The organism is Vibrio furnissii CIP 102972 (assembly GCF_000176175.1).
Lineage (GTDB): Bacteria > Pseudomonadota > Gammaproteobacteria > Enterobacterales > Vibrionaceae > Vibrio > Vibrio furnissii.
Genome location: NZ_ACZP01000012.1, coordinates 42,641 through 61,046, shown reverse-complemented (window position 1 = coordinate 61,046; position 18,406 = coordinate 42,641). Strand labels below are relative to the sequence as shown.

General features: G+C 49.6%; 18 protein-coding genes. 13 read left to right on the top strand and 5 right to left on the bottom strand.

Annotated elements, in window-relative coordinates; translation table 11 throughout:
* Positions 1-86: 86 nt before the first annotated feature.
* Positions 87-494: a CidA/LrgA family protein gene (locus VFA_RS02970; RefSeq protein WP_038150800.1), complete on the top strand. Its 408-nt coding sequence runs from the start codon at positions 87-89 to the stop codon at positions 492-494.
* A 9-nt stretch (positions 495-503) separates the two neighbouring features.
* Positions 504-1,193, top strand: coding sequence for an LrgB family protein (locus VFA_RS02965; RefSeq protein WP_086027258.1), 690 nt, complete (start codon positions 504-506; stop codon positions 1,191-1,193).
* A gap of 71 nt (positions 1,194-1,264) precedes the next feature.
* Here the strand turns inward: VFA_RS02965 and fldA are convergent, their stop codons facing one another.
* From fldA to VFA_RS02950, 3 genes are all read right to left on the bottom strand, one after another.
* Positions 1,265-1,792: a flavodoxin FldA gene (gene fldA / locus VFA_RS02960; protein ID WP_004724600.1), complete on the bottom strand. Its 528-nt coding sequence runs from the start codon at positions 1,790-1,792 to the stop codon at positions 1,265-1,267.
* Positions 1,793-1,846: 54 nt separating this feature from the next.
* Entirely contained in the window at positions 1,847-2,068 is a 222-nt protein-coding gene (locus VFA_RS02955; protein WP_004724598.1) for a DUF2788 domain-containing protein, read from the bottom strand.
* A 133-nt stretch (positions 2,069-2,201) separates the two neighbouring features.
* On the bottom strand, positions 2,202-2,966 hold the full coding sequence (locus tag VFA_RS02950; RefSeq protein WP_004724595.1) for an alpha/beta fold hydrolase: 765 nt from the start codon (positions 2,964-2,966) through the stop codon (positions 2,202-2,204).
* A 92-nt stretch (positions 2,967-3,058) separates the two neighbouring features.
* Between VFA_RS02950 and seqA the strand changes: the two genes are divergently transcribed.
* Entirely contained in the window at positions 3,059-3,598 is a 540-nt protein-coding gene (gene seqA, locus VFA_RS02945; RefSeq protein WP_004724593.1) for a replication initiation negative regulator SeqA, read from the top strand.
* 108 nt (positions 3,599-3,706) lie between these two features.
* Positions 3,707-5,353 carry a phosphoglucomutase (alpha-D-glucose-1,6-bisphosphate-dependent) gene (gene pgm / locus VFA_RS02940; RefSeq protein WP_004724591.1) on the top strand — a complete coding sequence of 549 codons (1,647 nt, stop codon included), beginning with the start codon at positions 3,707-3,709 and terminating at the stop codon, positions 5,351-5,353.
* 50 nt (positions 5,354-5,403) lie between these two features.
* Here the strand turns inward: pgm and VFA_RS02935 are convergent, their stop codons facing one another.
* Positions 5,404-6,177, bottom strand: a complete 774-nt coding sequence (locus VFA_RS02935) for a DUF1853 family protein (RefSeq protein WP_038150798.1) — start codon at positions 6,175-6,177, stop codon at positions 5,404-5,406.
* 88 nt (positions 6,178-6,265) lie between these two features.
* Between VFA_RS02935 and VFA_RS02930 the strand changes: the two genes are divergently transcribed.
* The gene (locus VFA_RS02930) at positions 6,266-7,024 is read left to right on the top strand and encodes a Nif3-like dinuclear metal center hexameric protein (RefSeq protein WP_038150796.1); all 759 of its coding nucleotides are present in this window, start codon (positions 6,266-6,268) and stop codon (positions 7,022-7,024) included.
* 73 nt (positions 7,025-7,097) lie between these two features.
* Here the strand turns inward: VFA_RS02930 and VFA_RS02925 are convergent, their stop codons facing one another.
* Positions 7,098-8,387, bottom strand: coding sequence for a citrate synthase (locus tag VFA_RS02925; protein WP_004724584.1), 1,290 nt, complete (start codon positions 8,385-8,387; stop codon positions 7,098-7,100).
* A 394-nt stretch (positions 8,388-8,781) separates the two neighbouring features.
* Here VFA_RS02925 and sdhC point away from each other — a divergent pair, with 394 nt between their 5' ends.
* From sdhC to sucD, 8 genes are all read left to right on the top strand, one after another.
* Positions 8,782-9,174: a succinate dehydrogenase cytochrome b556 subunit gene (sdhC, locus tag VFA_RS02920; protein ID WP_038150794.1), complete on the top strand. Its 393-nt coding sequence runs from the start codon at positions 8,782-8,784 to the stop codon at positions 9,172-9,174.
* Entirely contained in the window at positions 9,168-9,512 is a 345-nt protein-coding gene (sdhD, locus tag VFA_RS02915; protein ID WP_038150792.1) for a succinate dehydrogenase, hydrophobic membrane anchor protein, read from the top strand. The genes sdhC and sdhD overlap by 7 nt, the downstream gene beginning before the upstream one ends.
* Positions 9,513-11,279 carry a succinate dehydrogenase flavoprotein subunit gene (gene sdhA, locus VFA_RS02910; protein WP_004724577.1) on the top strand — a complete coding sequence of 589 codons (1,767 nt, stop codon included), beginning with the start codon at positions 9,513-9,515 and terminating at the stop codon, positions 11,277-11,279.
* Between the two features lie 14 nt (positions 11,280-11,293).
* Positions 11,294-12,001, top strand: a complete 708-nt coding sequence (locus tag VFA_RS02905) for a succinate dehydrogenase iron-sulfur subunit (RefSeq protein WP_004724576.1) — start codon at positions 11,294-11,296, stop codon at positions 11,999-12,001.
* An 88-nt stretch (positions 12,002-12,089) separates the two neighbouring features.
* Positions 12,090-14,900, top strand: a complete 2,811-nt coding sequence (gene sucA, locus VFA_RS02900) for a 2-oxoglutarate dehydrogenase E1 component (protein ID WP_004724574.1) — start codon at positions 12,090-12,092, stop codon at positions 14,898-14,900.
* A gap of 28 nt (positions 14,901-14,928) precedes the next feature.
* Positions 14,929-16,137 (top strand): 2-oxoglutarate dehydrogenase complex dihydrolipoyllysine-residue succinyltransferase, encoded by a 1,209-nt coding sequence (gene odhB / locus VFA_RS02895; RefSeq protein WP_004724573.1) that lies wholly within the window; start codon positions 14,929-14,931, stop codon positions 16,135-16,137.
* Positions 16,138-16,304: 167 nt separating this feature from the next.
* Complete coding sequence (gene sucC / locus VFA_RS02890) at positions 16,305-17,471, top strand: ADP-forming succinate--CoA ligase subunit beta (protein WP_004724570.1); 1,167 nt, start codon at positions 16,305-16,307, stop codon at positions 17,469-17,471.
* On the top strand, positions 17,471-18,343 hold the full coding sequence (gene sucD / locus VFA_RS02885; RefSeq protein ID WP_004724569.1) for a succinate--CoA ligase subunit alpha: 873 nt from the start codon (positions 17,471-17,473) through the stop codon (positions 18,341-18,343). Before sucC ends, sucD begins: the two co-directional genes overlap by 1 nt.
* The last annotated feature ends 63 nt before the right edge of the window (positions 18,344-18,406 follow it).

The window sequence follows — 18,406 nt, the reverse complement described above, 5'->3', positions numbered from 1 at the left end:
TAAATTTGATAATAAAAAGTCATTTTGTGACGGTTTTAAGCTTGCTTATACTGTGACTAATTTCACAAAACAAGCGAAGAGCAAGCATGAAACGGGTAGGAAATAGCTTAATGACGCTGAGCCAGATTGCGGTACTGGCGTTGATTTGGTTTATCGCAGACTTTCTGGTGCGTGAGTTTCATTTACCCATCCCTGCCAACCTCACCGGGATGCTGCTGTTGCTGGCCTTGGTGTTTAGCAACATCGTGAAGGTGGATTGGTTGCGCCGCGGCGCGACATGGTTATTGGCGGAAATGCTGCTATTTTTTGTCCCTGCGGTGGTGGCGGTCGTGAACTATCAGGATCTGATGATTCAAGAAGGGCTGCGTATTATGGTGGTGCTGATTGTGAGCACGATTGTGGTGATCGCATCGACAGCTTGGGTGGTGGATAAACTGTATCGGTTTGAACTCAAATTGGCACGTCGTAAAAGCAATCAATTGCGGAGAGCTTAAGCGATGAGCTTGAATGATTCACTCTTGGGCGTGTTGTGTCTGGTGCTGACCTTGGCATTTTACTACGGCAGCAAATCACTTTATCGTCGCAAACGCTCCATCTTTTTGATGCCCTTACTACTGGCGCCATTGCTGTTAGTCGCAGTGGTCATGGGCTTTCACATTCCTTATCAGGATTACATGGCTGAATCACATTGGCTGTTGTGGATGCTTGGCCCGGCAACGGTGGCATTTGCGATTCCGGTGTATGACAACCGCCATTTGATTCAGCGCCACTGGTTGTCGTTGTCGGTTGGCGTGCTGGTGTCGGTGATTGTGGCGGTCGGCTCCACCGTGCTGTTGGCGCGTTGGTTAAACTTGCCAGAATTATTGCAGCGTAGTCTCGCGATGCGCTCCATTACCACACCGTTTGCCGTAGAAGCCACCAAATCGATCGGGGGTCAGAGCGACCTAACCGCGCTGTTTGTGGTGTTGACTGGGGTGATTGGTATGGCTGTGGGCGAAGTCGTGTTGACCGTATTGTCGATTCGTTCTCGCCTCGGCAAAGGTGCTAGCTTGGGCGCATCGGCGCACGGTGCGGGTACCGCTAAGGCTTATCAAATCGGCAATTCAGAAGGGGTAGTCTCGAGTGTGGTGATGATGATTGCAGGGATGGTCACTGTGCTGATTGCACCGCTACTGGGAAGCATTCTTTGGTAATGTGTTCTTCGTGGTCATGTGTTCTTCATGGATAAAAAAATCCCCAGCCTTGGCTGGGGATTTTTTATGGATTAGTCTTCAAGTTCAGCCAGACACATTTCGTCGTAAACTTGTTTGACCCATTTGGTCACGCGTTCTTCAGTCAGTTCAGGTTGGCGATCTTCATCAATACACAGACCCACGAAGTGGTTCTCATCAACCAGCGCTTTTGACGCTTCAAACTCGTAACCTTCAGTTGACCAGTGACCCACAACTGTGGCGCCTTTGGCTTCTACGATGTCACGCACAGTGCCCATCGCATCACAGAAGTATTCCGCGTAATCTTCTTGGTCACCACAACCAAAGATAGCAACCAGCTTGGTTGAGAAGTCAATCGCTTCTAGTTCTGGGAAAAAGTCGTCCCAGTCACATTGCGCTTCACCGTAATACCAAGTCGGGATACCAAGCAGTAGCAGATCGAAGTTGTCGATGTCTTCTTTGCTGCTTTTTGCGATATCTTGAACGTGAACAAGTTGTTTACCGAGTTGTTTTTGAATCATCTTTGCAATAGCTTCGGTGTTACCTGTATCGCTACCAAAAAAGATACCTACACTTGCCATAGAGTCTTTACCTTTAAATTGTAATGGGGTGGCGGATGGTTGAACGCTCAGGCATCAGCCCAAGCCAGTCCCTTCCCAACTAAGTTGGATAATGCCTTTGGCAATAAAGCCAGCACAACCTAAAAACAGAACAAGCCACACAATACGACGGCCAAATACCGGAACATTACCTTGTTTCAATACGTCTTTAATTGCCATCCCGATGAGGAAGAAAATAGACGCAAACAGGAGATCAAGTCCTATCGATTCGATCATGTTCATATAGTCGTACAGCATGGTTATCCTTTATGCCAATTTGCTTGCGCGCACTATACCATTGTTATACGGCAAAGTTAATGCGCGGATGAGAATCGATTTCACACTTGTATGAAGAGAACATCGTGGATGTTGCGTGGTGAAGCGGGCTGCCTCACAGGATAAATTTACGTATCGCGCGCAGTACTTCCGCCGGTTTTTCCGCATGTAGCCAGTGGCCCGTATTGGCAATGACATGCGCTTTGGCATGACTGAACTGGGCTTGCACCTGCGCTTGATGTTCGGCGGTCAGATAATTGGAGTCGCCACCTTTGATAAACAGGGTGGGTATGTCGCAGCGTGCGATCGGTTCCCAGCCCATGATTGATGCGTAGTTGGCTTTCAGTGCCGCGACGTTAAAACGCCACACCATCACGCTGTCTTGGTTCATCATCGATTTACCCAAAAACTGGCGCACTCCGTCGATTTCAACGTGTTTGGCTAAAATCGCCATGGCTTCGCTGCGTGATGACGGCTTTTGCTCCAAGACGGCTTCCAATCCGGCAATCACATTTTCGTGGCGGCGTTCGGTGTATGCGACGGGCGCCATGTCCAGAATCACCAGTTGCGCCACTTTTTCTGCCGCTATATCGGCGAGTTTCATCGCCACTTTGCCACCCATGGAGTGACCGATAATGGTCGCTTGTTGAATGTTGAGGTGGGTCAATAGCTGATCTACATCGGCGGCCATCAGCGCATAATTGTGCGCGTCAGAGTGGAATGAGTGACCGTGATTGCGCAGGTCGATACTCAGAACTTGATGATCGTTTTTTAGATCGCGAGCCAGTAGCCCAAGGTTATCCAGACTACCAAACAGACCATGGATCAAAACAACGGTGTGACCCTCACCTTCAAGTTTGTAATTCAGAAGTGCTGACATTTTATCTTATTAGTAATGGGTTTAACGTAGAGTCTCAGCGAAGATCTCGCTATAATCCCCCAGAGTTTAAACATTGAGATTGTGAAAAGCGAATGAAAACAATTGAGGTTGATGAGGATCTATACCGTTACATTGCAGGCCAAACCCTTCACATTGGTGAGAGCGCATCGGACATTCTGCGCCGCCTGTTGAACGTGGATGGTCAAAGCACTCCAGTGGCGCCTAAAGCGGCCGCGGCACCTAAAGGTATAGTGGTGAGTAAAGATGCTGGTCAGGAAACGAAACTGGATTGCGTGAAAGAAATGCGCTCTCTTCTGATTTCAGACGAATTTGCCGGTCTGAAAAAAGCGGTTGATCGTTTTATGCTGGTGCTTTCTACCCTTCATCGCATCGATCCAGCCGCTTTTTCTGAAGCGATGTTGGTGAAAGGTCGTAAGCGCGTTTACTTTGCTGACAATGAGCAAACCCTGCTGGCAAATGGTCAAACGACGAAGCCAAAGGCGATTCCAAATACGCCGTTTTGGGTGATCACGAACAATAACACCAGCCGCAAACAGCAGATGATTGAGCAAGTGATGATTCGCATGAATTTCCCAGCGGACATTATTGAAAAAGTTACTCAATCGATTTGATTTGTAACGATCGAGCACGAAAAGTCTGATTTGAACCTCATAATATGCAAACCAAACTGCGTATTATGAGGTTTTTTATTTGTCGTTATATTTTGAAAGGATGTCTTTATGGCAATGCACCCACGTGCAGGACAAAAAGCGCAACAGCAAGACCTGCATAATATTCCAGCACTAGTAGCAAACTACTACCTTCTTCAGCCGGACCCGAGTAATCCAAAACACAAAGTGGAATTTGGAACGTCGGGCCATCGCGGCTCCGCTGATAAAGCGACCTTCAACGAAAATCATATTCTGGCCATCGCACAAGCGATTGTTGAAGTGCGTGCAGCGCAAGGCACTGCAGGCCCAATCTTTGTGGGTAAAGATACTCACGCGTTGTCTGAACCAGCATTTAGCAGTGTTGTTGAAGTGCTGGTGGCCAACGGTATTGAAGTGATTGTGCAGCAAGACAACGGCTACACGCCGACGCCGGGTATCTCTCACGCGATTTTGACGCATAACCTGAAACATGCAGAAAAAGCGGACGGCATCGTGATCACGCCATCGCACAACCCACCGCAAGATGGTGGTATCAAGTACAACCCGACGCACGGTGGCCCGGCCGAAGGTGAGTTGACACAAGCGATTGAAAACCGCGCCAACCAACTGATTGCAGAAGGCTTGAGCGGCGTCAAACGTGTGTCGATCACGGAGGCCAAAGCATCACCGCTGTTCAAACAAGTTGATTTGGTAAAACCATACGTCGATGACTTGGTGAATGTGGTGGACATGGCGGCGATTCAAAAAGCCAATCTGAAATTGGGTGTGGATCCACTGGGTGGCAGCGGCATCGATTACTGGCGTCAAATTGGTCAGGCGTACAACCTGAACCTGACATTGGTGAGCGAAGCCATCGATCCAACCTTCCAATTTATGTCTTTAGACAAAGATGGTGTGGTGCGCATGGACTGTTCATCTCCCTATGCAATGGCGGGTCTGTTGGCACTGAAAGATGAGTACGATCTGGCATTTGGTAACGACCCAGACTACGACCGTCATGGCATCGTGACGCCCAAAGGCTTGATGAATCCAAACCATTTTCTCGCGGTGTGTATCGATTACTTGTACCGTCACCGTAATGGATGGGGTCAGGATGTCGCCGTGGGTAAGACGCTGGTCTCAAGTGCGATGATCGACAAAGTGGTGGCTGATCTTGGCCGTGAATTGTGCGAAGTACCTGTGGGCTTTAAATGGTTCGTGGAAGGATTGTACAGCGGCAAATTCGGCTTTGGCGGTGAAGAGAGTGCCGGGGCATCGTTCCTGCGTAAAGATGGCACGCCTTGGTCAACCGACAAAGACGGTATCATCTTGTGTCTGCTTGCAGCCGAAATCACGGCGGTAACCGGCAAGAACCCGCAGCAATATTACGATGAACTGGCTGCTAAACACGGTGAATCGCAGTACAACCGAATTCAGGCTGTGGCGAATGGCCCGCAAAAAGATGTGTTGAAAAAACTCTCTGCCGAGATGGTCTCTGCGCAAACGTTAGCTGGTGACCCCATCACAGCGCGTCTGACGCATGCACCAGGCAACGGCGCTGCGATTGGCGGCCTGAAAGTGACCACCGATTTTGGCTGGTTTGCGGCGCGCCCATCGGGCACGGAAGACATCTACAAAATCTACTGCGAAAGCTTTAAAGGCGAGCAGCACTTGAAACAGATTGAAGCGGAAGCGCAAGAGATCGTCAATCAGGTGTTTAAAGACGCGGGCTTGTAAGCCGCATGACATAGAAAGGCGACCTTCGGGTCGCCTTTTTTATGCGGTTTTTATTCGAGAGCGCTGGATTGTGGTTCGCTGTGTGGCCAATGCCTTGGCACGATGAACCAAAAACGTCCGGATGGGGTCTGGCAATGCACAAAGCCTGATTCGCCGCCATCATACAGTGCTGAATCCTCGGTTCGTCCCGTGAGCCATTGCGCTTTGGTGAGTGTATACAGCGGCTCTTCAATCTGCGCTTGCTGATCCTGATAGCACCAGTAACCGTTGATTTGCGAGGTATTCAATGCAAAGCCGAGGCATTCGCTCGGTACATTTTCCGGTTCAAACGGATTCATGTATAAGCGCCCCTGCATCAACAGGTTTTGTTGTGCGTTTGCCCATAAGGGGTAGGTGTTCATAAACGCGTCGCTGGCAGACAGCGGTAACTGATGTTCGAGCATGTGAGCCAGTTTGAGATCGAGACGGTCTTGCGCGTTGGGGCCATACCAAAGCCCTTGATGCAGCAGATAAAACTTCACCGCCACTTCCCAGTGTTCATACTGCTCTGTGCGGCGATTTTTCACGATGAAATCAAGCGACCCCAAAGTGCGACCTGCTTGATTGAGCTGAATTTCTTCCGACACCGCATTGTAGCGGGGTGTGGCGGTAAACAGCTGTTGACACAAATACTGGTAGAGAAATCCTAAACGTTGATTGCCTTGATACATCGGCCATTCCGTCGGAATGTAGTGAATGAATGGCGTTTTCCCCGCAATGGGAGGGGAGGGTTGAAAAAGCGAGGGCGTTGATGCGACCCATTCCGTCAGTTGTTTTAAGTCCATATTCTCGTTATCCCATTGGCATCGTCTTCGACATTTTAGTCTTAAATTGTTATAACCTCGCCATGATTATCATGCAATGGACGAGAAGATGAATAATTTACAGTTTGAAGCATTGCTCAATGAGACGTTGTCTCCACAATTGATCAAAGATTACTGTCCCAACGGCCTTCAGGTGGAGGGGCGTTCGGAAATCAAGAAAATCATCACCGGCGTGACCGCGTCGAAAGCCCTGATTGAGCAAGCCATCGAACACAACGCTGATGCGCTGTTGGTTCATCATGGCTATTTCTGGAAAGGGGAAAGCGAAGCGATTCGTGGCATGAAAGGCGACCGGATACGTCAGCTGATTAAACACGACATCAATTTATTGGCCTACCATCTTCCGCTCGATATTCATCCGCAACTGGGCAACAACGCGCAGTTGGCTAAGCGACTCGGGATCGAGGTTGAAGGCGGCCTCGAAGGACATCCTCAATCGGTCGCCATGTACGGCTCTTTCGCTGACGCGATGACGGGAGAAGCATTGGCTCAGCGTATTGCCGATGTGCTAAAGCGTCAGCCGCTGCATATTGCGCCAGAATTAAAAGATAAATTGATCAAAAAAGTGGGTTGGTGTACTGGCGGTGGGCAAGATTATATCGAGCTCGCAGCAGCGCAGGGGATGGATGCGTTTATTTCTGGTGAGATCTCTGAGCGGACAACGTATTCAGCGCGTGAGCTCAACATTCACTACTTCTCTGCAGGGCATCACGCAACAGAACGCTATGGCGTGAAAGCACTGGGTGAATGGTTGGCAAAAGAACACGGGTTTGACGTGACGTTTATCGATATTGATAACCCTGTATAAGCGGGGAGGTCAGCCATAAAAAAGAGCGAGGGTTGCCTCGCTCTTTTTGTTTATACACAAAACATCTGGGGTGTTATTCGCGCTCGTATAGCGGCACGAAATCACGCATCTTCTCACCCGTGTAAAGCTGACGAGGACGACCGATGCGGTTGCTTGGGTCACTATGCATTTCGTTCCAGTGCGCAATCCAACCGATCGTACGAGACATTGCGAAGATAACCGTGAACATTGACACAGGAATACCAATCGCTTTCAGAATGATACCTGAGTAGAAATCCACGTTCGGGTACAGTTTCTTCTCAATAAAGTAGTCGTCAGACAGAGCGATGCGTTCCAGTTCCATTGCAACGTCTAGCAGTGGATCTTGAATGTTGAGCTCTTTCAGGACTTCATGACATGCTTCGCGCATAACTGTTGCGCGAGGGTCATAGTTTTTGTACACGCGGTGACCAAAGCCCATCAGACGGAATGGGTCATCTTTATCTTTGGCACGTTCGACGAATTCAGGAATTTGATCAACACTGCCAATCTCTTCCAACATGCGTAGACATGCTTCGTTTGCACCACCGTGTGCCGGGCCCCACAGAGACGCGATACCCGCTGCAATACATGCAAATGGGTTGGCACCAGAAGAACCCGCTAGACGTACTGTTGACGTCGACGCGTTTTGTTCGTGGTCTGCGTGTAGGGTGAAAATTTTATCCATCGCACGCGCAACCACCGGGTTGACATCGTACTCTTCACATGGTGTTGCGAACATCATGTGTAGGAAGTTCTCTGCATAGCCCAAGTCATTACGAGGGTAAATAAATGGTTGACCTACAGAGTATTTATAACACATTGCTGCCAGTGTTGGCATTTTAGACAGAAGACGATAAGCCGCGATCTCGCGGTGCACGTCATTATTAATGTCGAGTGAATCGTGGTAGAAGGCCGCTAGCGCACCTACTACACCACACATTACAGCCATCGGGTGAGCATCACGACGGAAACCGTGGAAGAAGCTCGCGATTTGCTCATGAACCATCGTGTGACGAGTTACAGTCTTTTTAAACTCTTCATACTGTTTGCGATTAGGGGCTTCACCGTAAAGTAGGATGTAACACACTTCCAAGTAATCGGCGTTATTGGCTAACTGATCGATTGGGAAACCGCGGTGTAGCAGAACACCTTTGGCGCCGTCGATGTAAGTGATTTGAGATTCACAAGATGCAGTGGCAAGAAAACCCGGGTCAAACGTAAAGTAGCCATTTGAGCCAAGTTTACGAACGTCGATTACTTGAGGACCAATTGTCCCATCCATAATCGGCAGTTCGATTGGCGCTTTGCCTTCGATATGAAGGGTCGCTTTCTTATCTGCCATAACAATCTCCTTTGTTTATTATTTAATCCGTCCAGGATGTTTGTGTGACATTCTTGTACGTCCGATCTTAATCAAAGTCAATTCTTCTCCTCTGATGTGTGCACTTACTTTGATTTTTTATACATATAAAGTTAAAAATCTGTTCTGTGTAGCAAAAATTGTTACATCAATTGTTGTACAATGTTGCTAGCCGTATATTGGCGTAGCAAAATTTGGTGAAAACCTTATAAATACAAGGCTGAAAATAAATTTTTAGTGATGTTTTCATTCCTGCTGTTAACAACTATTTTACAATTTCGTTTCGATATTCGCCGAGAATTTGTTGAATAAATGTTAACTTTTGTAGGTTTGCGGCCAAATTTCATCCATAACTATAAATGCTCAATGGAGCTGAGTGAGCAAGCCCGTGAAAGAAAGAAAGTCAAGACCTGTTAATTTAGATCTGCAGACCATTAGCTTTCCGATCACTGCAATCGCTTCTATCCTTCACCGCGTGGCGGGGGTTATTACGTTTGTGGCGGTCGGCATTTTGCTTTGGTTATTATCCATCTCATTATCCTCTCCAGTAGGTTTCATGGAGGCGAGTGACATCGTCAACGGTTTCTTCGTGAAATTTATTCTGTGGGGTATTTTGACCGCACTGTCTTACCACATTGTTGGTGGTATTCGTCACCTGCTTATGGACCTTGGCCACTTTGAAGAGTTGGACACAGGTGCAATGAGTGCAAAAGTTGCGTTCGGCGTAACAGCGGTTCTATCTCTATTGGCGGGGGTTTGGGTATGGTAAAGAACGTTTCCTCATTTGGTCGTAATGGGGTTCATGATTTCCTATTGATTCGCGCCAGTGCGATCATCATGACGCTTTACACCATTTATATTGTTAGCTTCTGTGCTTTCACTGATATTTCTTATGTCTCTTGGACTCAATTCTTTGGTGGTACCTTCACCAAAGTCTTCACAATGTTGGCGTTAGTTTGCATCCTGATTCATGGCTGGATTGGCCTATGGCAGGTACTGACTGACTACGTGAAGTGTTCAAAACTGCGTGGCGGACTTCAGCTCGTCGTAATCGCAGTGCTGTTCGGATACTTTTTCTCTGGCCTATTTGTATTGTGGGGTGCGTAAGTGACTATTCCAGTTCGTGAATTCGATGCCGTAGTAATCGGCGCTGGCGGTGCAGGCATGCGTGCTGCACTACAAATCTCTGAGCAAGGCTTGTCGTGCGCCCTGCTTTCAAAAGTTTTTCCTACTCGTTCACACACGGTATCGGCGCAGGGTGGTATCACGGTTGCGCTGGGTAACTCTCATAAAGATAACTGGCAATGGCACATGTACGATACCGTTAAAGGTTCGGACTACATCGGTGACCAAAACGCGATCGAATACATGTGTAAAAATGGCCCTGAGTCGGTCATTGAATTAGAGAAAATGGGCCTGCCATTCTCTCGTTTCGACAACGGTACCATTTATCAGCGTCCATTTGGTGGTCAGTCAAAAGAGTTCGGTGGTGAGCAAGCGGCACGTACTGCGGCGGCAGCTGACCGTACCGGTCACGCTCTGCTTCATACGCTGTACCAACAAAACGTGAAACACAAAACCACCATCTTCTCTGAATGGTATGCCCTCGATTTGGTGAAAAACCAAGACGGCGCCGTCATGGGATGTACCGCGCTTTGCATCGAAACTGGCGAGATCTGCTATTTCAAAGCCAAAGCCACCGTGCTAGCGACTGGCGGTGCCGGTCGTATCTACGCATCGACTACCAACGCACACATCAACACGGGTGATGGTGTGGGGATGGCGCTGCGTTCAGGTGTGCCGATGCAAGACATGGAAATGTGGCAATTCCACCCAACTGGTATTGCTGGTGCGGGTGTACTGGTCACCGAAGGCTGTCGTGGTGAAGGGGGTTACCTTCTGAACAAAGATGGCGAACGTTTCATGGAACGTTATGCGCCAAACGCGAAAGACCTTGCGGGTCGTGACGTGGTTGCGCGTTCAATGATGATTGAAATCCGCGAAGGCCGCGGCTGTGATGGTCCATGGGGGCCGCACATCAAACTGAAACTGGATCACCTAGGTAAAGATGTACTTGAATCGCGTCTGCCTGGTATTTGTGAACTGTCGCGTACATTTGCACACGTCGATCCAGTGAAAGAGCCAATTCCAGTCATTCCAACCTGTCACTACATGATGGGTGGCGTGCCAACCCAGGTTTCTGGTCAAGCGATCAAACAAACTGCAGCAGGTCAGGACGTTGAAGTTCAAGGTCTGTTCGCGTGTGGTGAAATCGCATCGGTATCAGTACACGGTGCAAACCGTCTGGGCGGCAACTCGCTACTCGACTTGGTGGTGTTTGGTCGTGCCACAGGTCTGCATCTGGGTGAAACTCTGGCTGCACAAGCGGAAGCGCGTCCTGCCACTGCATCGGATATCGAAGCGTCGCTGGCTCGTACCATGCGCTGGGAAAACAGCAAAGGCGGTGAAGATCCAGTTCAAATCCGTAAAGACCTACAACGCTGCATGCAAAACAGCTTCTCGGTATTCCGTGAAGGTGACGCCATGGCAACGGGTCTGGAAGAGCTGAAAGTGATTCGTGAACGTCTGAAAGATGCCCATTTGGCTGACAAATCTCAAGAATTCAACACGCAACGTGTGGAATGTCTGGAGTTGGATAACCTGATGGAAACCGCATTCTCCACGGCTGTCGCGGCAAACTACCGTACAGAAAGTCGTGGCGCCCACGCTCGTTTCGATTTCCCCGATCGTGACGATGCCAACTGGCTGTGCCACTCAATCTACAATCCGGAAACAGAGCAGATGAGCAAGCGTGATGTGAACATGGCGCCAGTTTATCGCGAAGCATTTCCACCAAAAGTACGTACTTACTAAGGGAGGACTGAACGATGAAACTGAATTTCTCTCTGTACCGCTACAATCCGGATGTAGATAAAAAGCCTTACATGAAAGACTATGTGCTTGAAGTGGAAGAAGGCTCAGATATGATGGTTCTTGACGCGCTCATTCTTCTGAAAGAGCAGGATCCAACCATCGCGTTCCGCCGCTCATGCCGTGAAGGTGTGTGTGGTTCGGATGGCTTGAACATGAACGGTAAAAATGGCTTGGCGTGTATCACACCGTTGTCAGCCATGAAAGGCAACATCGTGATTCGTCCGTTGCCTGGTTTGCCTGTTGTGCGTGACCTGATCGTCGACATGACGCAGTTCTACGACAACTATGCGAAAGTGAAACCGTTCTTGATCGCCGATGATGCGCTGCCACCATCACGCGAGAATCTGCAGTCTCCTGAAGAACGAGCGCATCTGGATGGTTTGTACGAATGTATCATGTGTGCATGTTGTACAACCTCGTGTCCATCATTCTGGTGGAACCCTGACAAATTTATCGGTCCTGCTGGTCTGCTCGCGGCTTACCGTTGGCTAATTGATAGCCGCGATACCGCAACAGATGAGCGCTTATCAAATCTTGATGATGCATTTAGCGTTTTTCGTTGCCATGGCATTATGAATTGTGTAAGTGTTTGTCCTAAAGGATTAAACCCGACAAAAGCTATTGGCCACATCAAGTCGATGCTGGTGAATCGCTCGGTTTAATAGATAAGAATCGCAGGCCTTCGGGCCTGCCTTTTATAGCTCGGCATAGACCGAAGCAAACGTGAAAACTACTGGTTAAGGGAAAATAATGCACAACGGCGTGATGAAGGCATGGCTCGAGTCTTCACACTTGGCTGGCGCCAATGCAAATTATGTAGAAGATCTCTACGAACTGTATCTAAGTGATCCCGATCTGGTAAGTGAGGAGTGGAAACGTGTTTTTGAAGGGCTGCCTGCGCAACCTGACAATGTGGTTGAACAACCGCACTCACGTGTCCGTGACTACTTCCGACGACTCGCTCAAGAGACTAAGCATTACAATGTCCAAGTTAGTGATCCTGAAGTCGATGCTAAACAAGTAAAAGTATTGCAGCTGATCAACGCGTACCGCTTCCGCGGTCACGAAGCTGCGCAATTGGACCCTCTAGGTTTGTGGAAACGCCCGACCGTGGCGGAATTGGACCCTTCATTCCACAATCTCACCGAAGATGACATGGAAGAGACTTTCAACGTTGGTTCGTTTGCCATTGGCACCGAAACCATGAAGTTGAAAGACATCTATCAATCCCTCAATAACATCTATTGTGGATCGATCGGTGCAGAGTACATGCACATGACCGACACCGAGCAAAAGCGTTGGATTCAACAACGTCTGGAGCCCGTGGTAGGCCAGCCATCCTTTACCCTAGATGAAAAACGCACTTTCCTCGAAGAACTGACTGCAGCAGAAGGTCTGGAACGCTACCTCGGCGCGAAATTCCCCGGTGCAAAACGCTTCTCACTGGAAGGTGGCGACGCCATGATTCCAATGACCAAAGAGCTGATTCGCCATGCTGGTAAAACGGGCATGCGTGAAGTCGTTATCGGTATGGCTCACCGTGGTCGTCTGAACATGCTGGTCAACGTTCTCGGCAAGAAACCACAAGATCTGTTTGACGAATTTGCCGGCAAACACGATGAAACGTGGGGCACGGGGGACGTGAAATATCACCAAGGTTTCTCTGCTGACTTCGCAACCCCGGGTGGTGATGTGCATTTAGCACTGGCATTCAACCCATCTCACCTGGAAATCGTGAACCCGGTTGTCATGGGCTCGGTTCGTGCTCGTCAAGATCGCTTGGGCGATGAAGAGGGAAGCAAAGTCCTGCCAATTACCATTCACGGTGACTCAGCCGTTGCCGGTCAAGGTGTGGTTGCGGAAACCTTCAACATGTCGCTGGCGCGTGGTTACTGTGTTGGTGGTACGGTGCGTATTGTGGTCAACAACCAAGTTGGCTTTACGACATCAAACCCACGTGACACACGTTCAACCATGTACTGTACCGACATTGCGAAGATGGTTCAGGCGCCGATTTTCCACGTCAACTCTGATGATCCAGAAGCGGTTGCGTTTGTGACGCGTCTGGCACTGGATTACCGCAATGAGTTCAAACGCGATGTGGTGATTGATCTGGTGTGTTACCGCCGTCATGGTCACAACGAAGCGGATGAGCCGAATGCGACTCAGCCGTTGATGTATCAGAAAATTAAAAAGCATCCAACCCCGCGTAAGTTGTATGCCGATGTGCTGATTGATCGCAACGAAAGTGATATTGAAACTGCGACGCAATTGGTGAACGAATATCGTGACGCACTGGATCGCGGCGAAGTCGTGGTGAAAGAGTGGCGCCCAATGGCGATGCACTCTGTGGATTGGTCACCTTATTTGGGCCATGACTGGAATGAAGAGTGGCAGAGCCAATACCCAATTGAGCGCCTGAAAGAACTGGGCCAGCGTTTGTGCCAGTACCCTGAAAGTCACAAACTGCAAAGTCGTGTAGAGAAAATCTACAACGACCGTATTGCAATGATTTCGGGTGAGAAGTTGCTTGACTGGGGGATGGCGGAGACGTTGGCTTATGCAACGTTGGTTGACGACAGTCAGCGCATTCGTATCTCGGGTCAGGATTCTGGCCGAGGCACGTTCTTCCACCGTCACTCGGTTCTGCACAACCAGAGCGATGCGAGCACTTACATCCCGCTGAGCAACATTCATGACAACCAAGGTCCATTCGAAGTGATCGACTCGGTGTTGTCTGAAGAAGCGGTTCTGGCGTTTGAATACGGCTACGCAACAGCGGAGCCAGGTGGTCTGACAATTTGGGAAGCTCAGTTTGGTGATTTTGCCAACGGCGCTCAAGTGGTCATTGACCAGTTCATCTCTTCTGGTGAGCAAAAATGGGCACGTTTGTGTGGTCTGACAATGCTGTTACCTCACGGTTACGAAGGTCAAGGTCCTGAACACTCATCGGCACGTCTCGAACGTTACCTGCAGCTTTGCGCAGAGCAAAACATGCAAGTGATTGTTCCATCGACCCCAGCGCAGGTATATCACATGCTGCGTCGTCAGGTGGTTCGTAAGATGCGTCGCCCAATGATCGTAATGTCTCCGAAATCACTGCTTCGTCACCCGTTGTGTGTGTCGACTTTGGAAGATTTGGCCGAAGGTACCTTCCAGCCAGCGATTCCTGAAGTGGATAACCTCGATCCGGCGAAAGTGAAACGTGTTGTGTTCTGTTCAGGCAAGGTTTACTACGACCTGCTGGAACAGCGTCGCAGCAATGAACAAGATGACGTTGCGATTGTCCGCGTCGAGCAGCTGTATCCATTCCCGATGGATGAAGTCCAAGCTGCGATTGCACAATACACGAACGCTGTTGACTACGTTTGGTGTCAAGAAGAGCCTCAAAACCAAGGCGCTTGGTACTGTAGCCAGCACAACTTCCGTGCCGCTATCCCAGCGGGTGCAGAACTGAAATATGCGGGCCGCCCGGCTTCTGCTTCACCAGCAGTCGGTTATATGTCGGTACACTTGAAACAACAGAAAGCGTTGGTTGAAGACGCTCTGACCCTAGCTTAAGAACTAGAACTAAAAGGAAGACACAGATATGACAGTTGAAATTCTGGTTCCAGATTTACCTGAATCAGTAGCAGACGCAACCGTAGCGACATGGCATAAACAACCAGGTGACGTTGTTGCACGTGACGAAGTAATCGTTGAAATCGAAACCGACAAAGTGGTGTTGGAAGTACCAGCACCAGAAGAAGGTGTGTTGGAAGCGATTCTGGAAGAAGAAGGCGCCACTGTACTGTCGAAACAGTTGCTGGCGCGTCTGAAACCGGGTGCGGTTGCGGGTGAACCAACAACCGATACCACGAGTGCGACTGCATCTTCTCCAGACAAACGCCACAAAGCGACGCTGACTGAAGAAACAAACGACGCGCTCAGCCCAGCCGTTCGCCGCTTACTGGCAGAACATAATCTGCAAGCGGAACAAGTGAAAGGCACGGGTGTTGGTGGCCGTATTACGCGTGAAGACATCGAAGCGTACCTTGCTGCGGATAAATCAGCGCCAGCGGCAGCACAAGACGTTGCTGCGCCAGCACCGATTGCAGCTCGCAGCGAAAAACGCGTCCCGATGACTCGCCTGCGTAAGCGTGTGGCAGAGCGTCTGCTGGAAGCGAAAAACAGCACAGCAATGCTGACAACGTTTAACGAAGTCAACATGAAGCCAATCATGGATCTGCGTAAGCAGTACCAAGACGTGTTTGAGAAGAAACACGGCATCCGCCTTGGCTTTATGTCGTTCTACGTGAAAGCGGTGACGGAAGCGCTGAAACGTTATCCAGAAGTGAACGCTTCCATCGATGGCAGCGACATCGTGTACCACAACTTCTTTGATATCAGCATCGCGGTGTCTACACCACGCGGTCTGGTGACACCCGTCCTGAAAGATTCCGATACGCTGGGCATGGCTCAGATCGAAAAAGGCATCAAGGATCTGGCGATCAAAGGTCGTGACGGTAAGCTGACAGTTGAAGAGCTGACCGGTGGTAACTTCACTATCACGAATGGTGGTGTGTTTGGCTCGCTGATGTCGACGCCAATCATCAACCCACCACAAGCAGCGATTCTTGGCATGCACAAGATTCAGGACCGCGCAATGGTTGTTGATGGCAAGATTGAAATCCTGCCAATGATGTACCTTGCTCTGTCTTACGACCACCGTTTGATTGATGGTCGTGAGTCAGTTGGCTTCCTGGTGACAGTGAAAGAACTGCTTGAAGATCCAACACGTCTACTGCTAGACGTGTAATCGCAAAGGTGCTTAGTGGACTAAGCGCCTGTGCGGCGGGCCGGATTCGCTCAACATTCGGCCCGATTTAAGCCAATTGGCTGCTCGCTCAAGAGTAACCCTACAGACGTAAAGCTCAGCCATTCAATGGGCTCTATGGAATAAAAATATACAAACGGAATAAAACAATGAATTTGCATGAATACCAAGCCAAACAGCTGTTTGCAGAATTCGGTTTGCCTGTACCAGAAGGCTACGCATGTGATACGCCACAAGAAGCGTTCGAAGCAGCTGGTCGCATCAGCACCGCGAAGAAAGTTGTCAAATGTCAGGTTCACGCTGGTGGCCGCGGTAAAGCGGGCGGTGTAGAACTGCACGACACCAAAGAAGGCGTCAAAGAATTCGCACAAAAGTGGCTGGGTAAAAACCTAGTGACTTACCAAACGGATGCAAATGGTCAGCCAGTGACAAAAATCTTGGTTGAAGAAGCATCAAATATCGCTAACGAACTGTACCTAGGTGCGGTTGTTGACCGTGCAACACGTCGTATCGTTTTCATGGCATCCACTGAAGGTGGCGTGGAAATTGAGAAAGTGGCGGAAGAAACACCAGAACTGATTCACAAAGCAGCGATCGATCCATTGGTGGGCCCTCAGGCATACCAAGGCCGTGAGCTGGCATTCAAACTGGGCCTGCAAGGTGACCAGATCAAACAGTTCGTGAAAATTTTTATGGGTCTGGGCCAAATGTTTGCTCAATACGACCTGGCTCTGCTAGAAATCAACCCGCTGGTTGTGACTGGCGAAGGCAACTTGTTGTGCCTAGACGGCAAAATCAACATCGACTCAAACGCGTTGTACCGTCAGCCTAAACTGCGCGAAATGCACGATCCTTCGCAAGAAGATGCGCGTGAAGCACACGCAGCTCAGTGGGAACTGAACTACGTTGCACTCGATGGCAACGTTGGTTGTATGGTCAATGGTGCTGGTCTGGCGATGGGTACGATGGACATCGTGAACCTACACGGTGGCAAACCCGCAAACTTCCTCGATGTTGGTGGCGGCGCAACAAAAGAGCGCGTTGCAGAAGCATTCAAGATCATCCTGTCTGATGACAATGTGAAAGCGGTATTGGTTAACATCTTCGGTGGGATTGTACGTTGTGACATGATCGCAGAAGGTATCATCGGCGCAGTGAAAGAAGTCGGTGTCACGGTACCTGTTGTTGTTCGTCTTGAAGGTACTAACGCTGACCTCGGTCGCGACGTACTGGCTAAGTCAGGTTTGGATATCATTGCAGCTGAGTCGCTCACTGACGCAGCTCAGAAAGTTGTTGCTGCTGCGGAGGGCAAATAATGTCTGTACTAATTAACAAAGACACCAAAGTAATCTGTCAAGGTTTCACCGGTGGTCAAGGCACATTCCACTCTGAGCAAGCGATCGCTTACGGCACGCAAATGGTTGGTGGTGTTTCTCCAGGTAAAGGCGGTCAAACGCATCTTGGCCTACCAGTATTCAATACCGTGCGTGAAGCAGTAGAAGCGACTGGCGCGACTGCCACAGTTATCTACGTTCCAGCACCTTTCTGTAAAGATGCCATTCTGGAAGCGATCGATGCGGGCATTCAACTGATCGTGACGATCACTGAAGGCATCCCAACGACAGACATGATCGATGTGAAAGTGAAGCTGGAAGAAACTGGCGTTCGCATGATCGGTCCGAACTGCCCGGGTGTGATTACGCCTGATGAATGTAAGATCGGTATTATGCCGGGTCACATTCACAAGAAAGGGAAAGTGGGTATCGTGTCTCGCTCTGGTACGCTGACGTACGAAGCGGTGAAACAGACCACCGACGAAGGTTTCGGCCAATCAACGTGTGTTGGTATTGGTGGTGACCCAATCCCAGGTTCAAACTTCATTGATATCCTAAAACTGTTCCAAGAAGACCCTGAGACAGAAGCGATCGTGATGATCGGTGAAATCGGTGGTACAGCGGAAGAAGAAGCGGCAGCGTTCATCAAAGCGAACGTGACCAAGCCAGTGGTGTCTTACATTGCGGGTGTTACGGCGCCTCCAGGTAAACGCATGGGCCACGCGGGCGCAATCATTTCGGGCGGTAAAGGTACTGCTGACGAGAAATTTGCGGCGCTGGAGTCAGCGGGCGTGAAAACTGTGAAAAGCTTGGCGGAGATCGGTTCTGCACTCCGTGAAGTGACAGGCTGGTAAGCGCAGCGAATGAGTAAAAACCCGGGCAAGCCCGGGTTTTTTTATGGCATTCAATCTGCGCTG